The 16,918-nt window shown below is 71.0% G+C and carries 20 protein-coding genes; 12 read left to right on the forward strand and 8 right to left on the reverse strand.

The window, feature by feature from the left end; translation table 11 throughout:
* Nucleotides 1-63 precede the first annotated feature (63 nt).
* Together MME74_RS16245 and MME74_RS16250 are read left to right on the forward strand one after the other, a co-directional pair.
* Nucleotides 64-924: a fumarylacetoacetate hydrolase family protein gene (locus MME74_RS16245; protein WP_267416124.1), complete on the forward strand. Its 861-nt coding sequence runs from the start codon at nt 64-66 to the stop codon at nt 922-924.
* Entirely contained in the window at nt 906-1,670 is a 765-nt protein-coding gene (locus MME74_RS16250) for an SDR family NAD(P)-dependent oxidoreductase (RefSeq protein ID WP_267416125.1), read from the forward strand. Before MME74_RS16245 ends, MME74_RS16250 begins: the two co-directional genes overlap by 19 nt.
* 45 nt (nt 1,671-1,715) lie before the next feature.
* On the opposite strand, the gene MME74_RS16255 is transcribed toward MME74_RS16250, so the two are convergent.
* A complete protein-coding gene (locus MME74_RS16255; RefSeq protein ID WP_267416126.1) occupies nt 1,716-2,690 on the reverse strand; it encodes an amidohydrolase family protein in 975 nt (324 codons plus the stop codon).
* A gap of 46 nt (nt 2,691-2,736) precedes the next feature.
* Here MME74_RS16255 and MME74_RS16260 point away from each other — a divergent pair, with 46 nt between their 5' ends.
* From MME74_RS16260 to MME74_RS16275, 4 genes are all read left to right on the forward strand, one after another.
* Entirely contained in the window at nt 2,737-3,414 is a 678-nt protein-coding gene (locus MME74_RS16260; RefSeq protein ID WP_267416128.1) for a FadR/GntR family transcriptional regulator, read from the forward strand.
* A gap of 88 nt (nt 3,415-3,502) precedes the next feature.
* A complete protein-coding gene (locus MME74_RS16265) occupies nt 3,503-3,859 on the forward strand; it encodes a cytoplasmic protein (protein WP_267416129.1) in 357 nt (118 codons plus the stop codon).
* Between the two features lie 42 nt (nt 3,860-3,901).
* Nucleotides 3,902-4,960, forward strand: a complete 1,059-nt coding sequence (locus MME74_RS16270; protein WP_267416130.1) for a PLP-dependent cysteine synthase family protein — start codon at nt 3,902-3,904, stop codon at nt 4,958-4,960.
* A gap of 23 nt (nt 4,961-4,983) precedes the next feature.
* Nucleotides 4,984-5,499: a glycine cleavage system protein R gene (locus tag MME74_RS16275; RefSeq protein WP_267416131.1), complete on the forward strand. Its 516-nt coding sequence runs from the start codon at nt 4,984-4,986 to the stop codon at nt 5,497-5,499.
* An 80-nt stretch (nt 5,500-5,579) separates the two neighbouring features.
* On the opposite strand, the gene MME74_RS16280 is transcribed toward MME74_RS16275, so the two are convergent.
* From MME74_RS16280 to MME74_RS16290, 3 genes are read right to left on the reverse strand one after another with little or no spacing between them, the layout of a single operon-like run.
* A complete protein-coding gene (locus MME74_RS16280) occupies nt 5,580-6,593 on the reverse strand; it encodes an aldo/keto reductase family protein (protein ID WP_267416132.1) in 1,014 nt (337 codons plus the stop codon).
* Between the two features lie 53 nt (nt 6,594-6,646).
* Nucleotides 6,647-7,141, reverse strand: coding sequence for a hypothetical protein (locus tag MME74_RS16285; protein WP_267416133.1), 495 nt, complete (start codon nt 7,139-7,141; stop codon nt 6,647-6,649).
* 9 nt (nt 7,142-7,150) lie between these two features.
* On the reverse strand, nt 7,151-8,650 hold the full coding sequence (locus tag MME74_RS16290; RefSeq protein WP_267416134.1) for a PLP-dependent aminotransferase family protein: 1,500 nt from the start codon (nt 8,648-8,650) through the stop codon (nt 7,151-7,153).
* Nucleotides 8,651-8,669: 19 nt separating this feature from the next.
* On the opposite strand from MME74_RS16290, the gene MME74_RS16295 reads away from it, so the two are divergent.
* Nucleotides 8,670-9,011 (forward strand): hypothetical protein, encoded by a 342-nt coding sequence (locus MME74_RS16295; protein WP_267416135.1) that lies wholly within the window; start codon nt 8,670-8,672, stop codon nt 9,009-9,011.
* Here the strand turns inward: MME74_RS16295 and MME74_RS16300 are convergent.
* Together MME74_RS16300 and MME74_RS16305 are read right to left on the reverse strand one after the other, a co-directional pair.
* Nucleotides 8,999-10,519 (reverse strand): DUF4407 domain-containing protein, encoded by a 1,521-nt coding sequence (locus MME74_RS16300; protein ID WP_267416136.1) that lies wholly within the window; start codon nt 10,517-10,519, stop codon nt 8,999-9,001. The two genes, MME74_RS16295 and MME74_RS16300, sit on opposite strands and share 13 nt — an antisense overlap.
* Before the next feature lie 86 nt (nt 10,520-10,605).
* Nucleotides 10,606-11,178: a TetR/AcrR family transcriptional regulator gene (locus MME74_RS16305; RefSeq protein WP_267416137.1), complete on the reverse strand. Its 573-nt coding sequence runs from the start codon at nt 11,176-11,178 to the stop codon at nt 10,606-10,608.
* Between the two features lie 66 nt (nt 11,179-11,244).
* On the opposite strand from MME74_RS16305, the gene MME74_RS16310 reads away from it, so the two are divergent.
* A complete protein-coding gene (locus MME74_RS16310) occupies nt 11,245-11,886 on the forward strand; it encodes an NAD(P)H-dependent oxidoreductase (RefSeq protein ID WP_267416138.1) in 642 nt (213 codons plus the stop codon).
* Here MME74_RS16310 and rlmN read toward each other — a convergent pair.
* The gene (gene rlmN / locus MME74_RS16315; protein ID WP_267416139.1) at nt 11,835-13,136 is read right to left on the reverse strand and encodes a 23S rRNA (adenine(2503)-C(2))-methyltransferase RlmN; all 1,302 of its coding nucleotides are present in this window, start codon (nt 13,134-13,136) and stop codon (nt 11,835-11,837) included. The two genes, MME74_RS16310 and rlmN, sit on opposite strands and share 52 nt — an antisense overlap.
* A 72-nt stretch (nt 13,137-13,208) precedes the next feature.
* On the opposite strand from rlmN, the gene MME74_RS16320 reads away from it, so the two are divergent.
* The 4 genes from MME74_RS16320 to MME74_RS16335 all read left to right on the forward strand — a co-directional run bounded on the left by MME74_RS16320 (nt 13,209) and on the right by MME74_RS16335 (nt 15,986).
* Complete coding sequence (locus tag MME74_RS16320) at nt 13,209-13,793, forward strand: ribosomal protein L7/L12 (RefSeq protein ID WP_267416140.1); 585 nt, start codon at nt 13,209-13,211, stop codon at nt 13,791-13,793.
* Nucleotides 13,794-13,867: 74 nt separating this feature from the next.
* Nucleotides 13,868-14,506, forward strand: a complete 639-nt coding sequence (locus tag MME74_RS16325; protein WP_267416141.1) for a bifunctional 4-hydroxy-2-oxoglutarate aldolase/2-dehydro-3-deoxy-phosphogluconate aldolase — start codon at nt 13,868-13,870, stop codon at nt 14,504-14,506.
* A 38-nt stretch (nt 14,507-14,544) separates the two neighbouring features.
* Nucleotides 14,545-15,240 carry an ankyrin repeat domain-containing protein gene (locus tag MME74_RS16330; protein WP_267416142.1) on the forward strand — a complete coding sequence of 232 codons (696 nt, stop codon included), beginning with the start codon at nt 14,545-14,547 and terminating at the stop codon, nt 15,238-15,240.
* Nucleotides 15,237-15,986 (forward strand): sulfite exporter TauE/SafE family protein, encoded by a 750-nt coding sequence (locus MME74_RS16335; RefSeq protein WP_267416143.1) that lies wholly within the window; start codon nt 15,237-15,239, stop codon nt 15,984-15,986. Before MME74_RS16330 ends, MME74_RS16335 begins: the two co-directional genes overlap by 4 nt.
* Before the next feature lie 81 nt (nt 15,987-16,067).
* Here MME74_RS16335 and MME74_RS16340 read toward each other — a convergent pair whose 3' ends face one another.
* Nucleotides 16,068-16,898, reverse strand: a complete 831-nt coding sequence (locus MME74_RS16340) for an SDR family oxidoreductase (protein ID WP_267416144.1) — start codon at nt 16,896-16,898, stop codon at nt 16,068-16,070.
* Nucleotides 16,899-16,918: the final 20 nt, after the last annotated feature.

Raw genomic sequence — 16,918 nt, forward strand, 5'->3', positions numbered from 1 at the left:
GATGTCTATACTGTCAACGAGATGGGCCGCATCGCAGCGGCCACCCGACCGGTCAGGAGAAACATGAAGTTCGCGCGGCTCGGCACCCCCGGGACAGAGATCCCCGTCCTCGTGGAGGGTGACCGCTACCTCGACCTCCGCCCTGTGACATCCGATGTGAACGGCGACTTCCTCGAGAGCGACTTCGTCGCCCGGGTCACCGCCGCCCGGGACGCCGGTGAGCTGCCCGAGATCGCGGACGCCGCGACGATGCGCATCGGCGCCCCCATCGCCCGCCCGAGCGCGGTGATCTGCATCGGCATGAACTACGCGGCCCACGCGGCCGAGTCGGGGTCGGAACCGCCCACCATCCCCATCCTCTTCCTGAAGACGCCGAACACGGTGGTCGGACCGAACGATGCGGTGACCATCCCCCGCGGCAGCGAGAAGACCGACTGGGAGGTCGAGCTCGGCATCGTGATCGGCGCGCGCGCCTCGTCCCTCGACTCCCCGGCCGAATCGCTCGCGCACGTCGCGGGCTTCGTCGCCGCGAACGACGTCTCGGAGCGTGCGTTCCAGCTCGAGGTGTCCGGCGGCCAGTGGTCCAAGGGCAAGATCGCCCCCGGCTTCAACCCGACCGGCCCGTGGCTGGTCACCCCCGACGAGGTCGAGCATCAGGCTCTGGGGCTGCGGAGCTTCGTGAACGGCGAGCCGCGCCAGGACTCGAACACCAGCGACATGATCTTCACGGTCGAGCACATCGTGCACCACCTGTCGCAGTACGTGACCCTCGAGCCCGGCGACCTGATCCTCACCGGCACCCCGCAGGGCGTCGCCCTGTCGGGCAAGTACCCCTACCTCGCCGCGGGCGACGTGGTGGAGATCGAGATCGACGGCCTCGGCCGGCAGCGGCAGGAGTTCGTGGCATGGGAGGCCCGGAAGTGAGCGCATTGAACGGCCTCGTGGCGATCGTCACCGGCGGAGCATCCGGGATCGGCGCCGCGATCGCGCGACGACTGCACGCGGATGGCGCGACCATCGCGGTGCTGGACCGCGACACCACGGCAGCGGACCCCGCCTTCGCCGCGTTCACGGCCGACGTGTCCGACCGGGCGAGCGTCGACGCGGCGGTCGCCGCCGTGGCCGAGCGGTTCGGGCGCATCGACATCCTCGTGAACAACGCCGGCATCGGCGCCCAGGGCGACATCGCCGCGAACGACGACGACGAGTGGGCACGCGTCCTGTCGATCAACGTGACCGGCATCGCGCGCGTCACGACGGCAGCCCTGCCCTGGCTGCGGCAGTCGCCCGCCGCGGCGGTCTGCAACACCGCATCCATCGCCTCGACCACCGGGCTGCCGCAGCGGGCGCTCTACAGCGCGTCGAAGGGCGCAGTCTCGGCGCTCACCCGCGCGATGGCCGCGGACCACCTGCGCGAGGGCATCCGGGTGAACGCGGTCAACCCCGGCACCGCCGACACCCCCTGGGTCGGGCGACTGCTGGACTCCGCGACCGACCCCGCCGCCGAGCGTGCCGCGCTCGAGGCCCGGCAGCCGCACGGGCGCCTGGTCGACCCGGCCGAGGTGGCCGCGGCGGTCGCGTACCTGGTGGGCCCGGATGCGGGTTCGACCACCGGCACGTCCATCGAGGTCGACGGCGGCATGGCGCGACTGCGCCTCCGCGCCGAGTAGAACCGCTCCCTCCGTCAGCTCCGCGGCACCCGTGTCCGGTCGCGGTCAGCCGCGGGTGCCGCGGAGCCAGGCGCGGAGGCCGGTGCGCGGCGCCTCGGGCGGAGCGCTGTCGCGCGGGCCGTCGGTGCGATACACCCGCTCGGCGTTGGCCCACAGGATGGCGTCGAGGTCGTGCCCTCGCGACTGCGCCCAGGAGATGACGGTGTCCGCCCAGCGCGTGCGCCCCGTGGGCTGATAGGTGGCGGAGCCGTCCTCCGGCGCATGCGGGTCGTCCTCCTCGGCGGGCCCGATCACCGACACCGGCCAGTCGCTCCCCCACAGCAGTCGCTCCGGCCCGAACGCATCGGCGGCGACATCGAGGAACGGCTCCAGCTGCGCAGCGTTCCAGTCGCCGCCCGCCTCGCCCGGCAGACCGGAGAGCTTGCACGAGGCGTTCGGATGCCGTGCCAGCTCGGCGAGGTCGCGCACCCACTCCGCCGTCGGGGCGAGCGGGGCGGATGCCGTGCCGACCGCGGGCTTGCCCAGATGGTCGAGCACGATCCGCAGCTCCGGGATCGCGCCGGCGAGACGGGCGACCTCCGGCAGCTGCGCGGCGCGGACGCAGGCGTCGAACGCGAGGTCGCGCGCCGCGACCTCGCGCGCACCGGTCACGAACGCCGCCGAGACCGCCAGCCCGTCCACCTCGCCCTGCAGATTATGCCGGACGCCGACGACGAGAGGCTCGGCAGCGAGCCCTTCGAGGTGGGCGACGGTGTCGGTCCCCCGGTCGAGGCGGATGCCCGCGACGATGCCGACGAGGCCGAGGGCCGGTGCGAGTCCGGCGACCCAGCGCACCTCGTCGAGGAAGTCGTCCTCGACGGTCTCGGCCTGCACGAAGACGCACTTCTCCGGCTCGGCCTGCACGACACGGGCGAGCTCGAGCTCGAGGTCGGCGAACCGGTACGCCATCGGGCCCTCGAGCCAGGTGTAGGTCAGCACCTCGGGGTCCCAGAGGTGCAGATGGGAATCGAGAACTCGCATGCCCCCATCCTGCCGCAGACATCGGATCAATCGCTAGGATGACGCCATGGCAGTGACGGACGACGCGATCGAGAAGATCAAGGCGATGATCGTGTCCGGCGAGCTCGCCCCCGGCGACCGCCTCCCCCCGGAGAAGGAGCTGTCGGAACGGCTCGGCCTGTCCCGCAGCTCCCTCCGCGAGGCCGTCAAGGCTCTCGAGGTGATCCGCGTGCTCGACGTGCGCCGCGGTGACGGCACCTACGTGACGAGCCTGGAGCCGCACCTGCTGCTGGAGGCGATCTCGTTCGTCGTCGACATGCACGACGACGACTCGATGCTCGAGATCTTCGCGGTGCGACGGATGCTGGAGTCGCAGGCCACCGGGCTGGCCGCCACGCTCGGCACGGACGAGCAGATCGTGGAACTGCAGCGCGAGGTCGACGGCATCGACGCGTCGGTCAGCATCGAGGAGCTCGTCGACCACGACATCCGCTTCCATCGGGACATCGTGGCGATGGCCGGCAACGCGTATCTCGCGAGCCTGATCGAGCACCTGAGCAGTCAGACGGTGCGGGCGCGCGCCTGGCGCGGTCTCACCGAGACCGGGGCCGTGGAGCGCACGCTCTCGGAGCACCGGGCGATCTCGGATGCCATCGCCCAGCGCGACCCCGCCCTGGCGACCTCTCTCACCACCGCGCACATCGCCGGCATCGAGCGCTGGCTGCGCCACGCGACCTCTCCCTGAGCGCCGGTCGACGCACCCCGGACGAGTGGCCTGCGGACCACCGGAAGAGGGCCTGCCGCGCCGGCTCTCCCGGGTGTACGGTCGCCGCATGATCGCCGACGATCCCACCCTGACCAACCCCGACCACTACCGCACGCTCTGGGAGAACGAGCACGTCCGCGTGCTCGAGTACACCGACGTCCCGGGCGACGCGACGACCCCGCACGACCATCCCAACTCGGTCATGGTCACCCTCAGCGACTTCTCCCGTCGCCTCCGCGCGGGCGAGCGGACGTTCGACACGACCCTCACCACCGGGCAGGCCGTCTGGCTTCCCGCGCAGCGCCACTCCGGCGAGAACACCGGCACGACGCCGACGCACACGATCCTCATCGAGCTGAAGGGCGACGCGGCCGGAGAGCCGACGGACGCGCACCTCGGTCCCGAGCATCCCGCCGCGGCGTGACCGGCCCGAGAGGTGGCTGCACCGGCCGGTAGTCTCGATGGCATGAGCGACTGGACCAGCACCGCGATCGCCCTGCTGGAAGCCGACGCGAACCGCAGCGCCGACACGCACCTGCACCTGTTCCCACTGCCGCCGGAGTGGGGCATCGACCTGTATCTGAAGGACGAGTCCGTCCACCCCACCGGATCGCTCAAGCACCGCCTCGCGCGCTCGCTCCTGCTCTACGGCCTCGTCAACGGCCGCATCCGCGAGGACACCACGCTCGTGGAGTCGTCGAGCGGATCGACCGCGGTGTCCGAGGCGTACTTCGCCCGCATGCTGGGGCTGCCGTTCATCACCGTCGTGCCGCGCTCGACGGTGCAGGAGAAGATCGACCTCATCGAGTTCTACGGCGGCACCTGCCACTTCGTGGACCGCGCGGAGGACATGTCGCCCGAGGCGCAGCGCCTGGCGTCCGACTGCACGGGCCACTACCTCGACCAGTTCACGTTCGCGGAGCGCGCGACCGACTGGCGCGGCAACAACAACATCGCCGAGAGCGTGTTCAGCCAGCTCTCCCAGGAGCGGCATCCGATCCCCACCTGGATCGTGACCGGCGCCGGCACCGGCGGCACGAGCGCCACGTTCGGCCGCTACGTGAAGTACCGTCGCCACGACACGAAGGTCGCGGTCGTCGACCCGGAGGGGTCGGCGTTCTACGACGGATGGGCCGGCACCGTGGACCCGCCGGCCGGGCGTCCGAGTCGCATCGAGGGCATCGGCCGCCCGCAGGTCGAGGCCTCGTTCGTGCCGACCGTGATCGACGAGATGATCCGCGTGCCCGATGCCGGGTCCATCGCCGCGATCCGGATGCTGCGCGAGCGCACCCTGCACTGGGCCGGCGGCTCGACCGGCACGAACCTTTACGGCGCGTTCCAGCTCATCGCCCGGATGCGGGCCGCGGGCGAGACCGGCAGCGTCGTGACCCTGATCTGCGACAGCGGGGTCCGCTACGCCGGCACGTACTACTCGGACGAGTGGGTCGCAGCGCAGGGCTGGGACCTCGCCCCGCACCGCGCGCGGCTGGAGTCGTTCCTGGAGTCCGGCACCTGGGTGGAGTGAGACCTGCGGGCTACGCTGGCCGCATGACTACTCTGATCCTCACCGTCGCGGGTGCAGACCGTCCTGGCCTCGTGGCCGCCGTCGCCGATGTCGTGGATGCGCACGGCGGCAACTGGGAGAACAGCTCGCTGGCCGAGCTCGCCGGCACGTTCGCGGGCGTGATCGAGGTCTCGGTCGCGGACGAGCGGTCGAGCGACCTGCAGTCCGCGTTGCGGGGGCTGCAGGGACAGGGGCTGCTCACGCTCGCGGTGCTCACGGGCACGCCGGATGCCGCCGCCGCCGACGATCAGCTGCTCGAGATCCAGGTGCTGGGCAACGATCGACCCGGCATCGTGCGGGAGGTCTCGACCGTGCTGAGCGCCCACGCCCTGAGCATCGAGGAGCTTGCGACCGAGACGCGGGATGCCGCGATGGCCGGGGGCCGCCTGTTCGAGGCATCCGTGGTGGCGAAGGTGCCGGCATCCGTCGATCTGGATACGCTGCGCGACGACCTCGAGCGCCTCGCCGCCGAGATCCAGGTCGACATCACCCTCGGCTGAGCGGGGCCCGCCGAGGATCAGCACCCGGACGTGGAGAAGGCCGCCGCTCCGAAGAACGGCGGCCTTCTTCACGTCCGGCCTCAGACCAGACGGGACTTCGGCGAGACCGAGTAGGTGCCTTCGGCGTCGCGATTGACCGTGTCGCCCAGGGCGTCGTCGATCGCAGCCATCGTGTCGGCGTCGAGCTTCACGCCCGAGGCCTTGACCGTCTCGGCGAGCTGCTCCGGACGGGAGGCTCCGACCAGCGCGGCCGCCACGTTCGGGTTCTGCAGCACCCACGCGATCGCGAGCTGCGGCATCGAGAGTCCGGCCTGCTCGGCGATCGGCTTCAGACGCTGCACGGCGGTGAGGATGTCGTCCCGCAGCAGCGCCTTGATGAAGTCGGAGCCGCTGTGCGGATCGGTCGCGCGCGAGCCCTCCGGCACCGGCTGGCCCGGCAGGTACTTGCCGCTGAGCACGCCCTGCGCCATCGGCGACCAGACGATCTGCGAGATGCCGAGCTCTTCGGAGGCGGGCACGACCTTGCCCTCGATCACGCGCCACAGCATGGAGTACTGCGGCTGGTTCGAGATGAGCTGGATGCCCAGCTGCTTCGCCAGCGCGTGTCCCTCGCGCAGCTGCTCGGCCGTCCACTCCGAGACGCCGATGTAGAGCGCCTTGCCCTGGCGGACGACGTCGGCGAACGCCTGGAACGTCTCCTCCAGCGGGGTCTCGTAATCGAAGCGGTGGGCCTGGTACAGGTCGACGTAGTCGGTGCCGAGACGCTGCAGCGAGCCGTTGATCGACTCGAAGATGTGCTTGCGGCTCAGGCCGGTGTCGTTCGGACCCTTCGGACCGGTCGGGAAGTAGACCTTCGTGAAGATCTCCAGACCCTCGCGGCGCTGCCCCTCCAGAGCCTTTCCGAGGACGACCTCGGCGGCCGTGTTGGCGTACGTGTCGGCGGTGTCGAACGTGGTGATTCCGGCGTCGAGGGCGGCATGAACGGTCTTCACGGCGGCGTCGTCGCCGACCTGCGAGGCGTGGGTGACCCAGTTGCCGTAGGTGATCTCCGAGACCTTGAGACCGCTGTTGCCGAGATAGCGATAGTTGACCATGGATCCACGCTACTGGCTGGCTCGGAGGGCGGGGTCGGATGCGGCGTCCGAAGTCAGGCGACGGCGCGGGCCGGGCGCTGGCGCACAGCCCGCACGACGCCCACGACGACGAGGGCGACCGCGGAGAGAGCGCTCACGGCGTAGAGCGGCCGCGCCCAGGGCGAGTAGTCGGCACCGCTGATCCCGAAGGTGTCGGCGAGCGCCATGCCGGCGCCGAACGAGGCGGCGAAATAGCCGATCGTCCCGAGCATCAGCAGCACCAGGAACCCGATCGTCGGCACCAGGGGATGTGCGCCCGCACCGATGGAGACCACAGCGAGCACCACGGCGAGGACCACGCCGATGCCGAGGATGAAGAACATCGCGCCCTCGCTGAGGCTCTCCCCCGCATTCGCCATCTCGGAGTCGATCTCGTCGAGCGTGAGGCCGGGTGCCGCGGCGAGGGGATTGAGCACGAGGATCTGGACCGCGGCGAAGGCCGCGTAGGCCGTGACGGCGAGCACGCCCACGATCGAGATCCCCAGGGTCTGTCGCCGCATCCGGTTCATGCGGTCACCCTAGGCAGGTCCGCTGAGAGAGTCCCGATACTCGCGCCAGGCCGCACCGAGCCGACGGATCCCCTCGGCGAGCACGTCGTCCGGCGCCGTGAAGGGGATGCGGATGTGGTCGTCGGGCGAGGCCGACACCGCGAAGGCGGCGCTCCCCGCGATCGAGACGCCGTGCGCGGCGGCGGTCCTCGCGAGCGCGGCCGCGGACCCCGCGGGCACTCGCACCCACAGCGACAGTCCACCGCGCGGCGGCTCGACCGCCCAGTCGGGCAGGTGCTCGGCCATGAGGGTCTGCAGCAGTCGCAGACGCTCCTGGTGGATCCGGCTGTTCGCCCGGCGGAGGTCGTCGACGCGCGCGATCAGATCCAGCGCGAGCAGCTGACCGGGCACGCTCGTGGACTGGTCGGCGAGCTGCCGCGCACCGCGCAGGCGACGCACGAGCACGGGGTCGGCCCGCAGCCATCCGATCCGCAGGCCGGCCCACACCCACTTCGACACGGACTCGACGACGATGACCGGGGCGTCGGCGCGCTCGGCGGCGAGGGTGGGTGGCACGACGCCGTCGAAGGAGATCCCGGCGAGCACGCGGTCCTCGATCACCGGCACCCCGTACTGCGCGGCGAGCTCGGCGACACGATGCCGAGCGGCGGCCGGGAGGCGCGAGCCCGTCGGGTTCTGGTGGTGCGGATTGAGCGCGACGACGACGGGCCGCAACCGGGCCAGCGCCTGTTCGAGGGCGTCGACGTCGAGCCCGTCGGGACCCATCGGGATGCCGTGCACCGTGCCGCCGCGGAGGCCGACCGAGTCGGTGACCCCCGGCCACGTGATCTCCTCGGCGAGGACGATGTCGCCCGGACCGACGAGGGCGTTGACCACCAGGCTGATGGCCTGCTGCGCACCGTGGGTGACGAGGATCTGCTCCGGTGTGGTCGGCGTCCCCTCGGCGGAGTACATGTCCGCGATGAGGGTGCGCAGGGCGGGGAGTCCGGCCGGGTCGGTCTCGGGCAGCAGGGCGATATCCAGCCTCGGCTCGTGATCGCGGATGAGCTGCACGCCGAGGTCGGAGATCTGCGGGACGGTGCGCAGCAGATCGATCGCATTCGGGAGCGCGGAGAACAGGGCCTCACCCCGGCCGGGACGCTGCACGGACGCGACAGGCGCGACCGCACCGGCGATGCGGGTGCCGCTCCCCTGACGCCGTTCGACGAGTCCGCGTTCGGCGAGGTCCGTGTAGGCCGCGACGACCGTGCCGCGGGAGACGGAGCTCGCAGCCGCGAGCGTGCGCTCGGCGGGCAGCCGGTCGCCGGAACGCAGCTCGCCGTTCGCGATCAGCGCCTCGATGCCGCGGGCGAGTCGCGTCGCGAGGGTGCCGTCGCCGTGCGTCCAGCGGCCGAGCCGCGCGGAGAGCACGCCCGAGGAGACCTCACCGGCGCGCACCAGGTTCGTGGAATCATCCGTGGCCGATCCGTGGTCCACCGGCCGATCATTGGCCCTGTCATCGGAGCTCATGAGACCTGATTCTGGACCAATGGACGAGAAGATGACCACCCTGATGCACGATCTTGGACCAATCAGCCCGGATTGGACCATCGCGGAGCTCATCACGTGGCTGAGCGACGACGACGCCCGTCCGCACGACCCGGCGCTGCGGCATCCGCTCTCCCTGATCGAGGCGGCCCTGACCGGGGCGCCGTGGTCGCGAACGCCGTCGACCGTCGCGCTGGTCCGCTCACTGACCCTCGCCGCACCCGGGCACGCCGCGTCCGTGATCGCGGAGGTCCTGCTCCCGCCTCAGAGGCTGTCGCTCGTCGCGCGAGCGGACGACGACGGGGCGGGCGGGAGCACGACGCCGCAGCGTCAGGTCGCCTGAGCCGAGGCCGTCGCCGCGGGTGGCGTCGGAGTCGTGACGATGTCGGCGCGGTCGCGGAACCCCTCGGCCGTGACCCGGTCGAGGGCGACCTGCTTGCGGATCGCCGCCGCCTTCTCGTACAGGCTCGGGTCGCCGTAGCTCGTGAGCACCTTCACCAGCACCGGCAGCAGCTCGATCATGAAGAACAGCGCGGCGATGAGGATGTGCGCCCACAGGATCGAGGGCTCCTTCTCGCTCAGCCGGTTCAGTCCGCTGATCTGGCTGAGGAGGCCCACGGCTCCGGCGTTGCCCTGCGCCACGGCGTCGGCGCGCGCGTTGTACGCGGTGAGCGCCTGGTCATAGGTCTTGCGGGCGGTCGGCAGCTGCGACTTCGCCTGCTCGCGGTTCTGCGCCTCGGACGAGGAGGTGTTCTCCTTCGCGGCGGTGCCGGCGGCGGCGAGCTCCTCGTTGGCGGTGCGCAGCTGGGCGGCGAGCGCGTCGTACGTCTGCTGGGCCTCGGCGAGCTGGGCCTTGGCGGCGCTCGAGCTCGCGCCCTCGCCGTTGACGCCGGTGCAGCCGGGAACGGTCCCGGCGCCCTCACCGGTCAGCTCACACTGGTAGAGCGCGCGGGCCTGGTCGATCACGGTCTGCTGGGCGGTCATCTTCGCGGTCACGTCGTCGACGGTCGCCTGCGCCGCCGACTCGGTCGCCGACGAGGCGTCGGTCCCTGCCACGATGCCGGTCGCCGCCTGGTTCTCGAGCTCGGCGACCTTGGCGGTGGCCGCGTCCAGCGCGAGCTTCTCCGGCCCCGACTCGAGTGCCTCCTGGTCGGTCTGCGACTGCGTGATGTTGGTCGACGCGACTTCGCGGGCGATGTCGTTGTGGAAGATCTGCAGGACGAGCGGCTCGGCGACGACGAAGCCGATGATCGCGGCCATGATCACACGGGGGATCGCGAGGCCGATGAGCCGCCAGACGTTGCGCGTCGAGCTCATGGTCGACGTGAGGAAGCGGTCGAGGTTGAAGATGATGAGTGCCCACACGAGCGCGAGCGGCACGGCGAGCCACAGGGCTGCCTGCACGCCCGTGGTCAGGGCGAAGAGCATCGAGATCGCCGAGACGAGCGCGGTGCCGGCGAGCACGAAGAACATCTGCACGAAGCGCGGCGTCTCGCCGGGGACGCGGTCGAGGATCTCGCCCTCTGCGCCACCGAGGATGGCCAGGGTCCGGGCGCGGGAACCGGGCGTGCGCGGCGTGCGCGCCTTGCGGGGCCGGCGCAGGCGGGGCGCGCGCGGTGGCCTCACCGGGGCGGGCTCTGCAGCGGTCGACTCGTCAGCAGCGAGGGCATCGGCGATCGGGGTCGCCTCGGACGGCACGGATGCGGACGTCGCACGGGTGGCGTCGTCGGTGCCGGTGGGCTCGAACTCGCGCAGGAAGTCGAGGTCATCCGTGACGGCGTCGGGTTCGCTGTCGAGGATGATCCGACCCTGCGAGTCGTAGCGACCCGGTCGATGGGCGGAATAGGGCATTCGAACAATCTACGAAATGTCGCCTGTGCATCGCGTGGAAGAGTGCTTTGAGCGACTCACAGGTTGGATCACGGAACCGGGCCGGATCACTCCGCGGGAAGCAGTCGATCGAGAGCCGCGGCATACGCGGACAGGCCCTCGTCGAGCGTGAAGTGCCCGGCGGCGGCGAGCGTGCCGAGCCCGTGGATCAGACCCCAGAGCGCCACGACGTCGGTCGGTCGGTCGAGGCCGACCGCGGCGGCCCCCTCGGCGAGCACGGCCTCGAGTCCGTCGATCAGCGGTGCCATCGTCGGGGTCGGAGATCCGGGCACGCAGACGGTCGGGTCGTAGACGGCATCGAACGCATGCGGATGCTCGACGGCGAAGCGGACGTATGCGGAGCCGCCGTCGGCGAGTGCGGCCCGCGGGGTCGGCGCCTTCTCCGCCGCCGAGCGGACCTGATGGAGGAGATCGGCCATGGCGCGCTCGGCGATCGCCTTGAGCAGACCGAGCCGGTCGGAGAAGTGGTGGTACGGGGCGTTGTGGCTGACGTTCGCGGCCCGGGCGACCTCGCGCAGGCTGATCTCCGCCGCGGGCATCAGCTCCAGCAGCTGCATGGCGGCGTCTTCCAGGGCACGGGCGAGATCGCCGTGGTGGTAGCCGTCCTTCGAACTTGACATGAGCAACATTGTCTCCTATCTTGACACTGTCCACCCAGCTTGACACTGTCCAGATAGGAAGATGACATGCCCACTCTCGTGATCGACGGCCACCCCGACGCCCTCTCGCTGACCGCCGCCATCGCCCGGCGGTACGCCGACGGGCACGGCGATGCCCGCGTGCTCGCGCTGCGCGACCTCGACTTCGACCCGAACCTGCGCTTCGGCTACCGGGCGCGCACGACGCTCGAGCCCGACCTCGTCGAGGCGAAGCGGGCGCTGCACGAGGCCGACCGGATCGTCATCGCGACGCCGCTCTGGTGGGGGTCGGTGCCCGCCCTGCTCAAGGGCTTCTTCGACCGCGCCCTGCTGCCGCAGCAGGAGTACCGCTACACGAAGCTCGGTCTCGTCGAGGGGCTGCTGCCCGCGCGTCACGGCAGGCTGCTCCTGCTCGCGGACACCCCCTGGTACTTCGTGCCCTTCACCGGGCTGCCCGCGCAGACCCACGTCGCGCGGGGCACGATGCGCTTCTGCGGCATCCGCTCGGTGCGCACGCACCGCATGCTCGGCGTGAAGGATGCGAGCAGCGCCACCATCACCCGCTGGCTCGACCGCGCCGAGCGCCTCGGTGCCGCCGACGGGCGCCGAGCGGGCACACCTCAGGCCATCATGGAGCCTCAGGCCATCGCGGCGGAGGCGGCCTCATCCTCGGTGGTGGCGACGAGCTGACCGCATGCCCCGTCGATCTCCTTGCCGCGGGTGTCGCGGAGGGTGGTCGGGATGCCGGCGTCGTTGAGCCGGCGCACGAACTCGTTCTGCACCGGGATCTCCGACGAGGTCCAGATCGAGCCGGGAGTGGGGTTCAGCGGGATCGGGTTCACGTGCACCCAGCCGCGTCCGCGCTGGTTGAGCTTCTCCGCGAGGAGGTCGGCGCGCCAGGCGTGGTCGTTCATGTCCTTGATGAGCGCGTATTCGATCGAGACGCGACGACCGGTCTTGGCGTAGTACTCGTACGCGGCGTCGAGGGCCTCGTCGACCTTCCAGCGCGAGTTCACCGGGATGAGCTCGTCGCGCAGGTGATCGTCGGGCGCGTGCAGCGACAGGGCGAACGTGACCGGGATGTTCTCGTCGGCGAGCTTCTTGATGGCGGGCACGAGACCGACCGTGGAGACCGTGATGCCACGGGCGCTCATGCCGAGGCCGTCGGGCTGCGCGGCGACCATCGACCGCACCGCATCCATGACGCGCTTGTAGTTGGCGAGCGGCTCCCCCATGCCCATGAAGACGATGTTCGAGACACGCTCCATGCTGTGGTCGTCGGCCTTCTTGCCACCGAGGCCGCCCTCGGCGATCAGACGGTTGGCGCGCACGATCTGCTCGATGATCTCGGCGGTCGACATGTTGCGGGTCAGGCCCGCCTGTCCGGTGGCGCAGAACGGGCAGTTCATGCCGCAGCCGGCCTGGCTCGAGACGCACAGCGTGATGCGGCCGGGGTAGCGCATGAGCACCGACTCGACCAGGGCGCCGTCGTGCAGGCGCCAGAGGAACTTGATCGTGTCGCCGCGGTCGGTCTCGAGGCGTCGCACCTCGGTGAGCAGCGGCGGCAGCATCCCGGCGACCAGCTGCTCCCGGGTGTCGGCCGGAAGGTCGGTCATCTGCTCGGGGTCGGACGTGTAGTGGCGGAAGTAGTGCGTCGACAGCTGCTTCGCGCGGAAGCCGGGCAGCCCGAGCTCCTTGACCTTCTCGATGCGCTCGGTCGGGGTGAGGTCGGCCAGGTGCACCGGCGGCTTGCCGCGCTTCGGGCTCGCGAACTGCAGCAGCGGACGCCCCTCGGCATCCTTCTGCTGGGTCCACCCCTCGGTCTTCGGGCGCACCTGCGCGGTGCGGGTCTCACGGACCTTGCCCTGGGCCGGACGACCCTGCGGGGCGGACGCGGATGCTGCGGGGCGCGTCTCGCGCGTGCGGGGAGTCTCGGTCATACCCTCCAGGGTACGCGGTACCGGATGGGAAGCCCCTGGGGCGGGCGACACCGCTCCCGTAGACTCCCCCTCATGATGGACGCATGGGAGACGATCCCCTGGCTCTTCCTGGGGTTCTTCCTCGTCATCGGCGGTGTCGTCATCGGCGGCATCTGGATCATCGTGGTCGCCATGCGCAAGACGCGGCCGAAGCTGCCGGAGCCGCAGGTCTTCACACCGACGACCGCGACGTCGCACTCCGCGGTCGCCTCCTCCGCGACCACGACCGTGTCGGGTCTGACGGGCGACGTGATCGCCGAGATCGACCGGCTCGTCGCGGCCGACCAGAAGATCCATGCCATCAAGCTGTACCGCGACCGCTCCGGCGTCAGCCTGAAGGAGGCCAAGGATCGCATCGACCACTGGTCGGTCAGCACCACGGCGCCGCACCTCGCCGCGGTCTCGAACGCCACCGCCGTGCACTCCTCGATCACCCCGGCCACCCCCACCGTCTCGGCGGTCCGGGCGTCGCTCCCGGCGGCCGTGGCATCCGACATCGACCGGCTGGTCGCGGCCGGCTCGAACATCGCGGCCATCAAGGCGCTCCGCGAGCACACCGGACTGGGACTCAAGGAATCGAAGACCCTGATCGACGGCTGGGCACCGCACCGCAGCTGACCCGTCACGGACGACGCGCGGCGACGCACCCTGCGCGGGGGAGAATGGGAGCGTCCCTCACTCCAAGGAGCCTCATGACCGACCGTCTCGACACCGCCCGCGCCACCGGCATCCTCGCCGTCCTCCGCGCCCCGTCCCCCGAGCTGGCGCTCGAGGCCTCCGAGGCCATCATCCGCGGCGGGGTCACCGGCATCGAGGTCACCTTCTCCACGCCCGACGCCCCGGCCGTGATCCGTGAGCTCATCGCCCGCCACGGCGACGCCGCGTACATCGGCGCCGGGACCGTGACGACAGCGGAGCAGGCCGCCCAGGCCGCCGAGGCGGGCGCGCAGTTCCTCGTCAGCCCCGGCACGCTCTCCGACCTGACCCGCACGATGCTCGACACCGGACGCGTCGTGATGACCGGAGCGATGACCCCCACCGAGGTGATGGGCGCACTCGAACTCGGCGTCGACGTCGTGAAGATCTTCCCGGCATCGCTCGGCGGTCCGTCCTACCTCGGCGCCCTGCGCGGCCCGTTCCCCGACGCCCCGCTGATGCCCACCGGCGGCGTGAGCCCCGACAACCTGGCCGCCTGGTTCGCGGCCGGCGCGGTCGCGGTCGGCGCCGGCGGAGACCTGGCGAACGGCGCGTCGATCAAGGCCGCCGACTGGGCCGACATCGAGCAGCGCGCCGCGCGGTTCGCCGCGGCGCTGGCCGCCACGCGGGACTGAGAGCGCGCGCTTCCAGCCTCGTTTGGTATACCAGACGCATGCGTGTGCGACGGATGACGATCATCGCCGCCCTCGCGGCCGCCCTGCTGACCGCGTCGGGCTGCGCCGCGGAAGCGCATCCGTCACCGCCGACACAGGAGACCGCCATGACCGACGCCACGCACGACCTGCTCACCGCCGCCGCTGCCGGGGAAGCCGACGCCGTGCGGGCGGCCCTCGACGCGGGAGCGGACATCGAGGCGCGCGGCTCCGAGGGGATGACGGCCCTGGTCGCCGCGACCAAGGCGAACCATGTCGATGCCGCGCGGATCCTGATCGAGGCGGGCGCCGACGTGAACGCGAAGGACGACATCCAGGACTCGGCATACCTGTACGCGGGCGCTCGCGGACACGACGAGATCCTCGTGCTGACCCTCGAGCACGGTGCCGACCTGAAGAGCACCAACCGCTTCGGGGGCACGGCCCTGATCCCCGCGTCCGAACGCGGACTGCTGGCGACCGTCGAGATCCTCCTCGAGGCCGGCGTCGACCCGAACCACGTCAACAACCTGAACTGGACGGCGCTGCACGAGGCGATCGTGCTCGGAGACGGCTCCCCCCGCTACGTGGACGTCGTGCGCGCGCTCCTCGACGGCGGTGCGGATGCCGGCATCCCGGACGGCGACGGCGTGCTCCCGGTCGACCTCGCCGCGAGCCGTGGCTACGACGCGATCGTCTCCGAGCTCCAACGGTGATCGCCCTCGATCCGTGGGCGTGGACGGCCCTGGCCGTGGCCGCGGTGGTCATCGGCGTCTCGAAGACCGCGCTGCCCGGCGGCAGCATCCTCGCCATCGCCCTGTTCGCGGCCGTCCTGCCCGCCCGCACCTCGACCGCTGCGACGCTGCTGCTGCTCATGGTGGGCGACCTCTTCGCGCTGACCGCCTACCGCCGTCACGCCCACTGGCCGACGCTGCTGCGCCTCGCCCCCGCGGTCATCGCGGGTCTGCTCGTCGGGTTCGCCTTCCTCGCGCTCGCGGGCGACGGCGTGGTCCGCCGCGCGATCGGCGTGATCCTGCTGCTGATGATCGCCGTGACGCTGTGGCGCCGCTGGCGGCAGAGCAGGGCGGACACCGTCGCCCCGCCCTCCAGCGGCATCCTGCTCGCGGGCGCTTACGGCACGCTCGGCGGTTTCACCACGATGGTCGCCAACGCGGGCGGCCCCGTGATGTCGATGTACTTCCTCGCCACCCGCACCCCGGTGCAGGTGTTCCTGGGCACATCCGCGTGGTTCTTCGCCATCATCAACGTGATCAAGGTGCCGTTCCTCGCGGGCCTCGGTCTGTTCGAGGCGCCCGTGCTGCTGATGGATGCCGTGCTGGCACCGCTCGTGGTGATCGGCGCCCTCCTCGGGCTGCGGGTCGCGCGCCGCATGAATCAGCGCGTGTTCGACCGCATCGTGATCGCCCTCACGATCGTCGGCGCGGTCTACCTGCTGATCTGACCCCGCCCGGCCCGCTCTGCCACGAGCGGATGCTCTCCGTTTCGGCCTCGTCCTCCCGCGCGCGGTCGAGTGCCGGCGGGCTCAGTCGAGGAAGATGTCCGGGAAGAGCGCGCTGTCGGGGGTGCCGGGGATCGCCGCGTAGCCGGAGAAGTCGGTCACGCCGTCAGCCTCGAGCACATCCTCCACGATGAGCGTCTGGCCGGTGTACGACGCCGCCGGCTTGAGCAGCACGGCGTACGCGGCATCCGCGTAGATGTCGGGCGTGCGGCTCGCGGCCATGACCTTGTCGCCGCCGAGGAGGTTCTGCACCGCCGCCGTCGCGATCGTGGTGCGGGGCCACAGCGTGTTGGCCGCGATCCCGTCACGGGCGAACTCCGCGGCGAGGCCGAGCGTCGCCATGGTCATGCCGAACTTCGCGAGCGTGTAGCCGGTGTGCGCGCCGAGCCACTTCGGCGTCGGGTTCAGGGGCGGCGAGAGGGAGAGGATGTGCGGGTTCTCGGCGTCCTTGAGGATCGGCACCGCCGCGCGCGACAGCATGAACGTGCCGCGCACGTTCACGTCCTGCATCAGGTCGTACTTCTTGGCGTTCAGGTCGAGCGAGCGGGAGAGGTCGATCACGCTGGCGTTGTTGATCACGATGTCGATGCCGCCGAACTCGCCCTGGGTCTTCATGACCGCTTCGGTGATGTCGTCGTCATCGCGCACGTCGCCGACGATCGGCAGGGCCTGCCCGCCGGCCGCGCGGATCTGATCGGCCGCGGTGTGGATCGTGCCCTCGAGCTTCGGATGCGGGGTGTCGGTCTTCGCGAGCATCGCGATGTTCGCGCCGTCGGCGGCGGCACGCAGCGCGATCGCGAGGCCGATGCCGCGGCTGCCGCCCGACATCAGGATGGTCTTGCCTGCAAGGGACATGGGTTCTCCTGGGTTCTGAT

The organism is Microbacterium oxydans, from assembly GCF_026559675.1.
GTDB classification, from domain to species: Bacteria; Actinomycetota; Actinomycetes; order Actinomycetales; family Microbacteriaceae; genus Microbacterium; species Microbacterium oxydans_D.

Bases quoted from the DNA above. Each gene is read 5' to 3' on its own strand.
- MME74_RS16340 (WP_267416144.1), bottom strand. From the start codon at position 16,898: ATGTCCCTTGCAGGCAAGACCATCCTGATGTCGGGCGGCAGCCGCGGC.
- MME74_RS16255 (WP_267416126.1), bottom strand. From the start codon at position 2,690: ATGCGAGTTCTCGATTCCCATCTGCACCTCTGGGACCCCGAGGTGCTG.
- MME74_RS16265 (WP_267416129.1), top strand. From the start codon at position 3,503: ATGATCGCCGACGATCCCACCCTGACCAACCCCGACCACTACCGCACG.
- MME74_RS16295 (WP_267416135.1), top strand. From the start codon at position 8,670: ATGGACGAGAAGATGACCACCCTGATGCACGATCTTGGACCAATCAGC.
- MME74_RS16320 (WP_267416140.1), top strand. From the start codon at position 13,209: ATGATGGACGCATGGGAGACGATCCCCTGGCTCTTCCTGGGGTTCTTC.
- MME74_RS16305 (WP_267416137.1), bottom strand. From the start codon at position 11,178: ATGTCAAGTTCGAAGGACGGCTACCACCACGGCGATCTCGCCCGTGCC.
- MME74_RS16270 (WP_267416130.1), top strand. From the start codon at position 3,902: ATGAGCGACTGGACCAGCACCGCGATCGCCCTGCTGGAAGCCGACGCG.
- MME74_RS16300 (WP_267416136.1), bottom strand. From the start codon at position 10,519: ATGCCCTATTCCGCCCATCGACCGGGTCGCTACGACTCGCAGGGTCGG.
- rlmN (WP_267416139.1), bottom strand. From the start codon at position 13,136: ATGACCGAGACTCCCCGCACGCGCGAGACGCGCCCCGCAGCATCCGCG.
- MME74_RS16250 (WP_267416125.1), top strand. From the start codon at position 906: ATGGGAGGCCCGGAAGTGAGCGCATTGAACGGCCTCGTGGCGATCGTC.
- MME74_RS16290 (WP_267416134.1), bottom strand. From the start codon at position 8,650: ATGAGCTCCGATGACAGGGCCAATGATCGGCCGGTGGACCACGGATCG.
- MME74_RS16260 (WP_267416128.1), top strand. From the start codon at position 2,737: ATGGCAGTGACGGACGACGCGATCGAGAAGATCAAGGCGATGATCGTG.
- MME74_RS16310 (WP_267416138.1), top strand. From the start codon at position 11,245: ATGCCCACTCTCGTGATCGACGGCCACCCCGACGCCCTCTCGCTGACC.
- MME74_RS16275 (WP_267416131.1), top strand. From the start codon at position 4,984: ATGACTACTCTGATCCTCACCGTCGCGGGTGCAGACCGTCCTGGCCTC.
- MME74_RS16280 (WP_267416132.1), bottom strand. From the start codon at position 6,593: ATGGTCAACTATCGCTATCTCGGCAACAGCGGTCTCAAGGTCTCGGAG.
- MME74_RS16245 (WP_267416124.1), top strand. From the start codon at position 64: ATGAAGTTCGCGCGGCTCGGCACCCCCGGGACAGAGATCCCCGTCCTC.
- MME74_RS16285 (WP_267416133.1), bottom strand. From the start codon at position 7,141: ATGAACCGGATGCGGCGACAGACCCTGGGGATCTCGATCGTGGGCGTG.
- MME74_RS16325 (WP_267416141.1), top strand. From the start codon at position 13,868: ATGACCGACCGTCTCGACACCGCCCGCGCCACCGGCATCCTCGCCGTC.
- MME74_RS16330 (WP_267416142.1), top strand. From the start codon at position 14,545: ATGCGTGTGCGACGGATGACGATCATCGCCGCCCTCGCGGCCGCCCTG.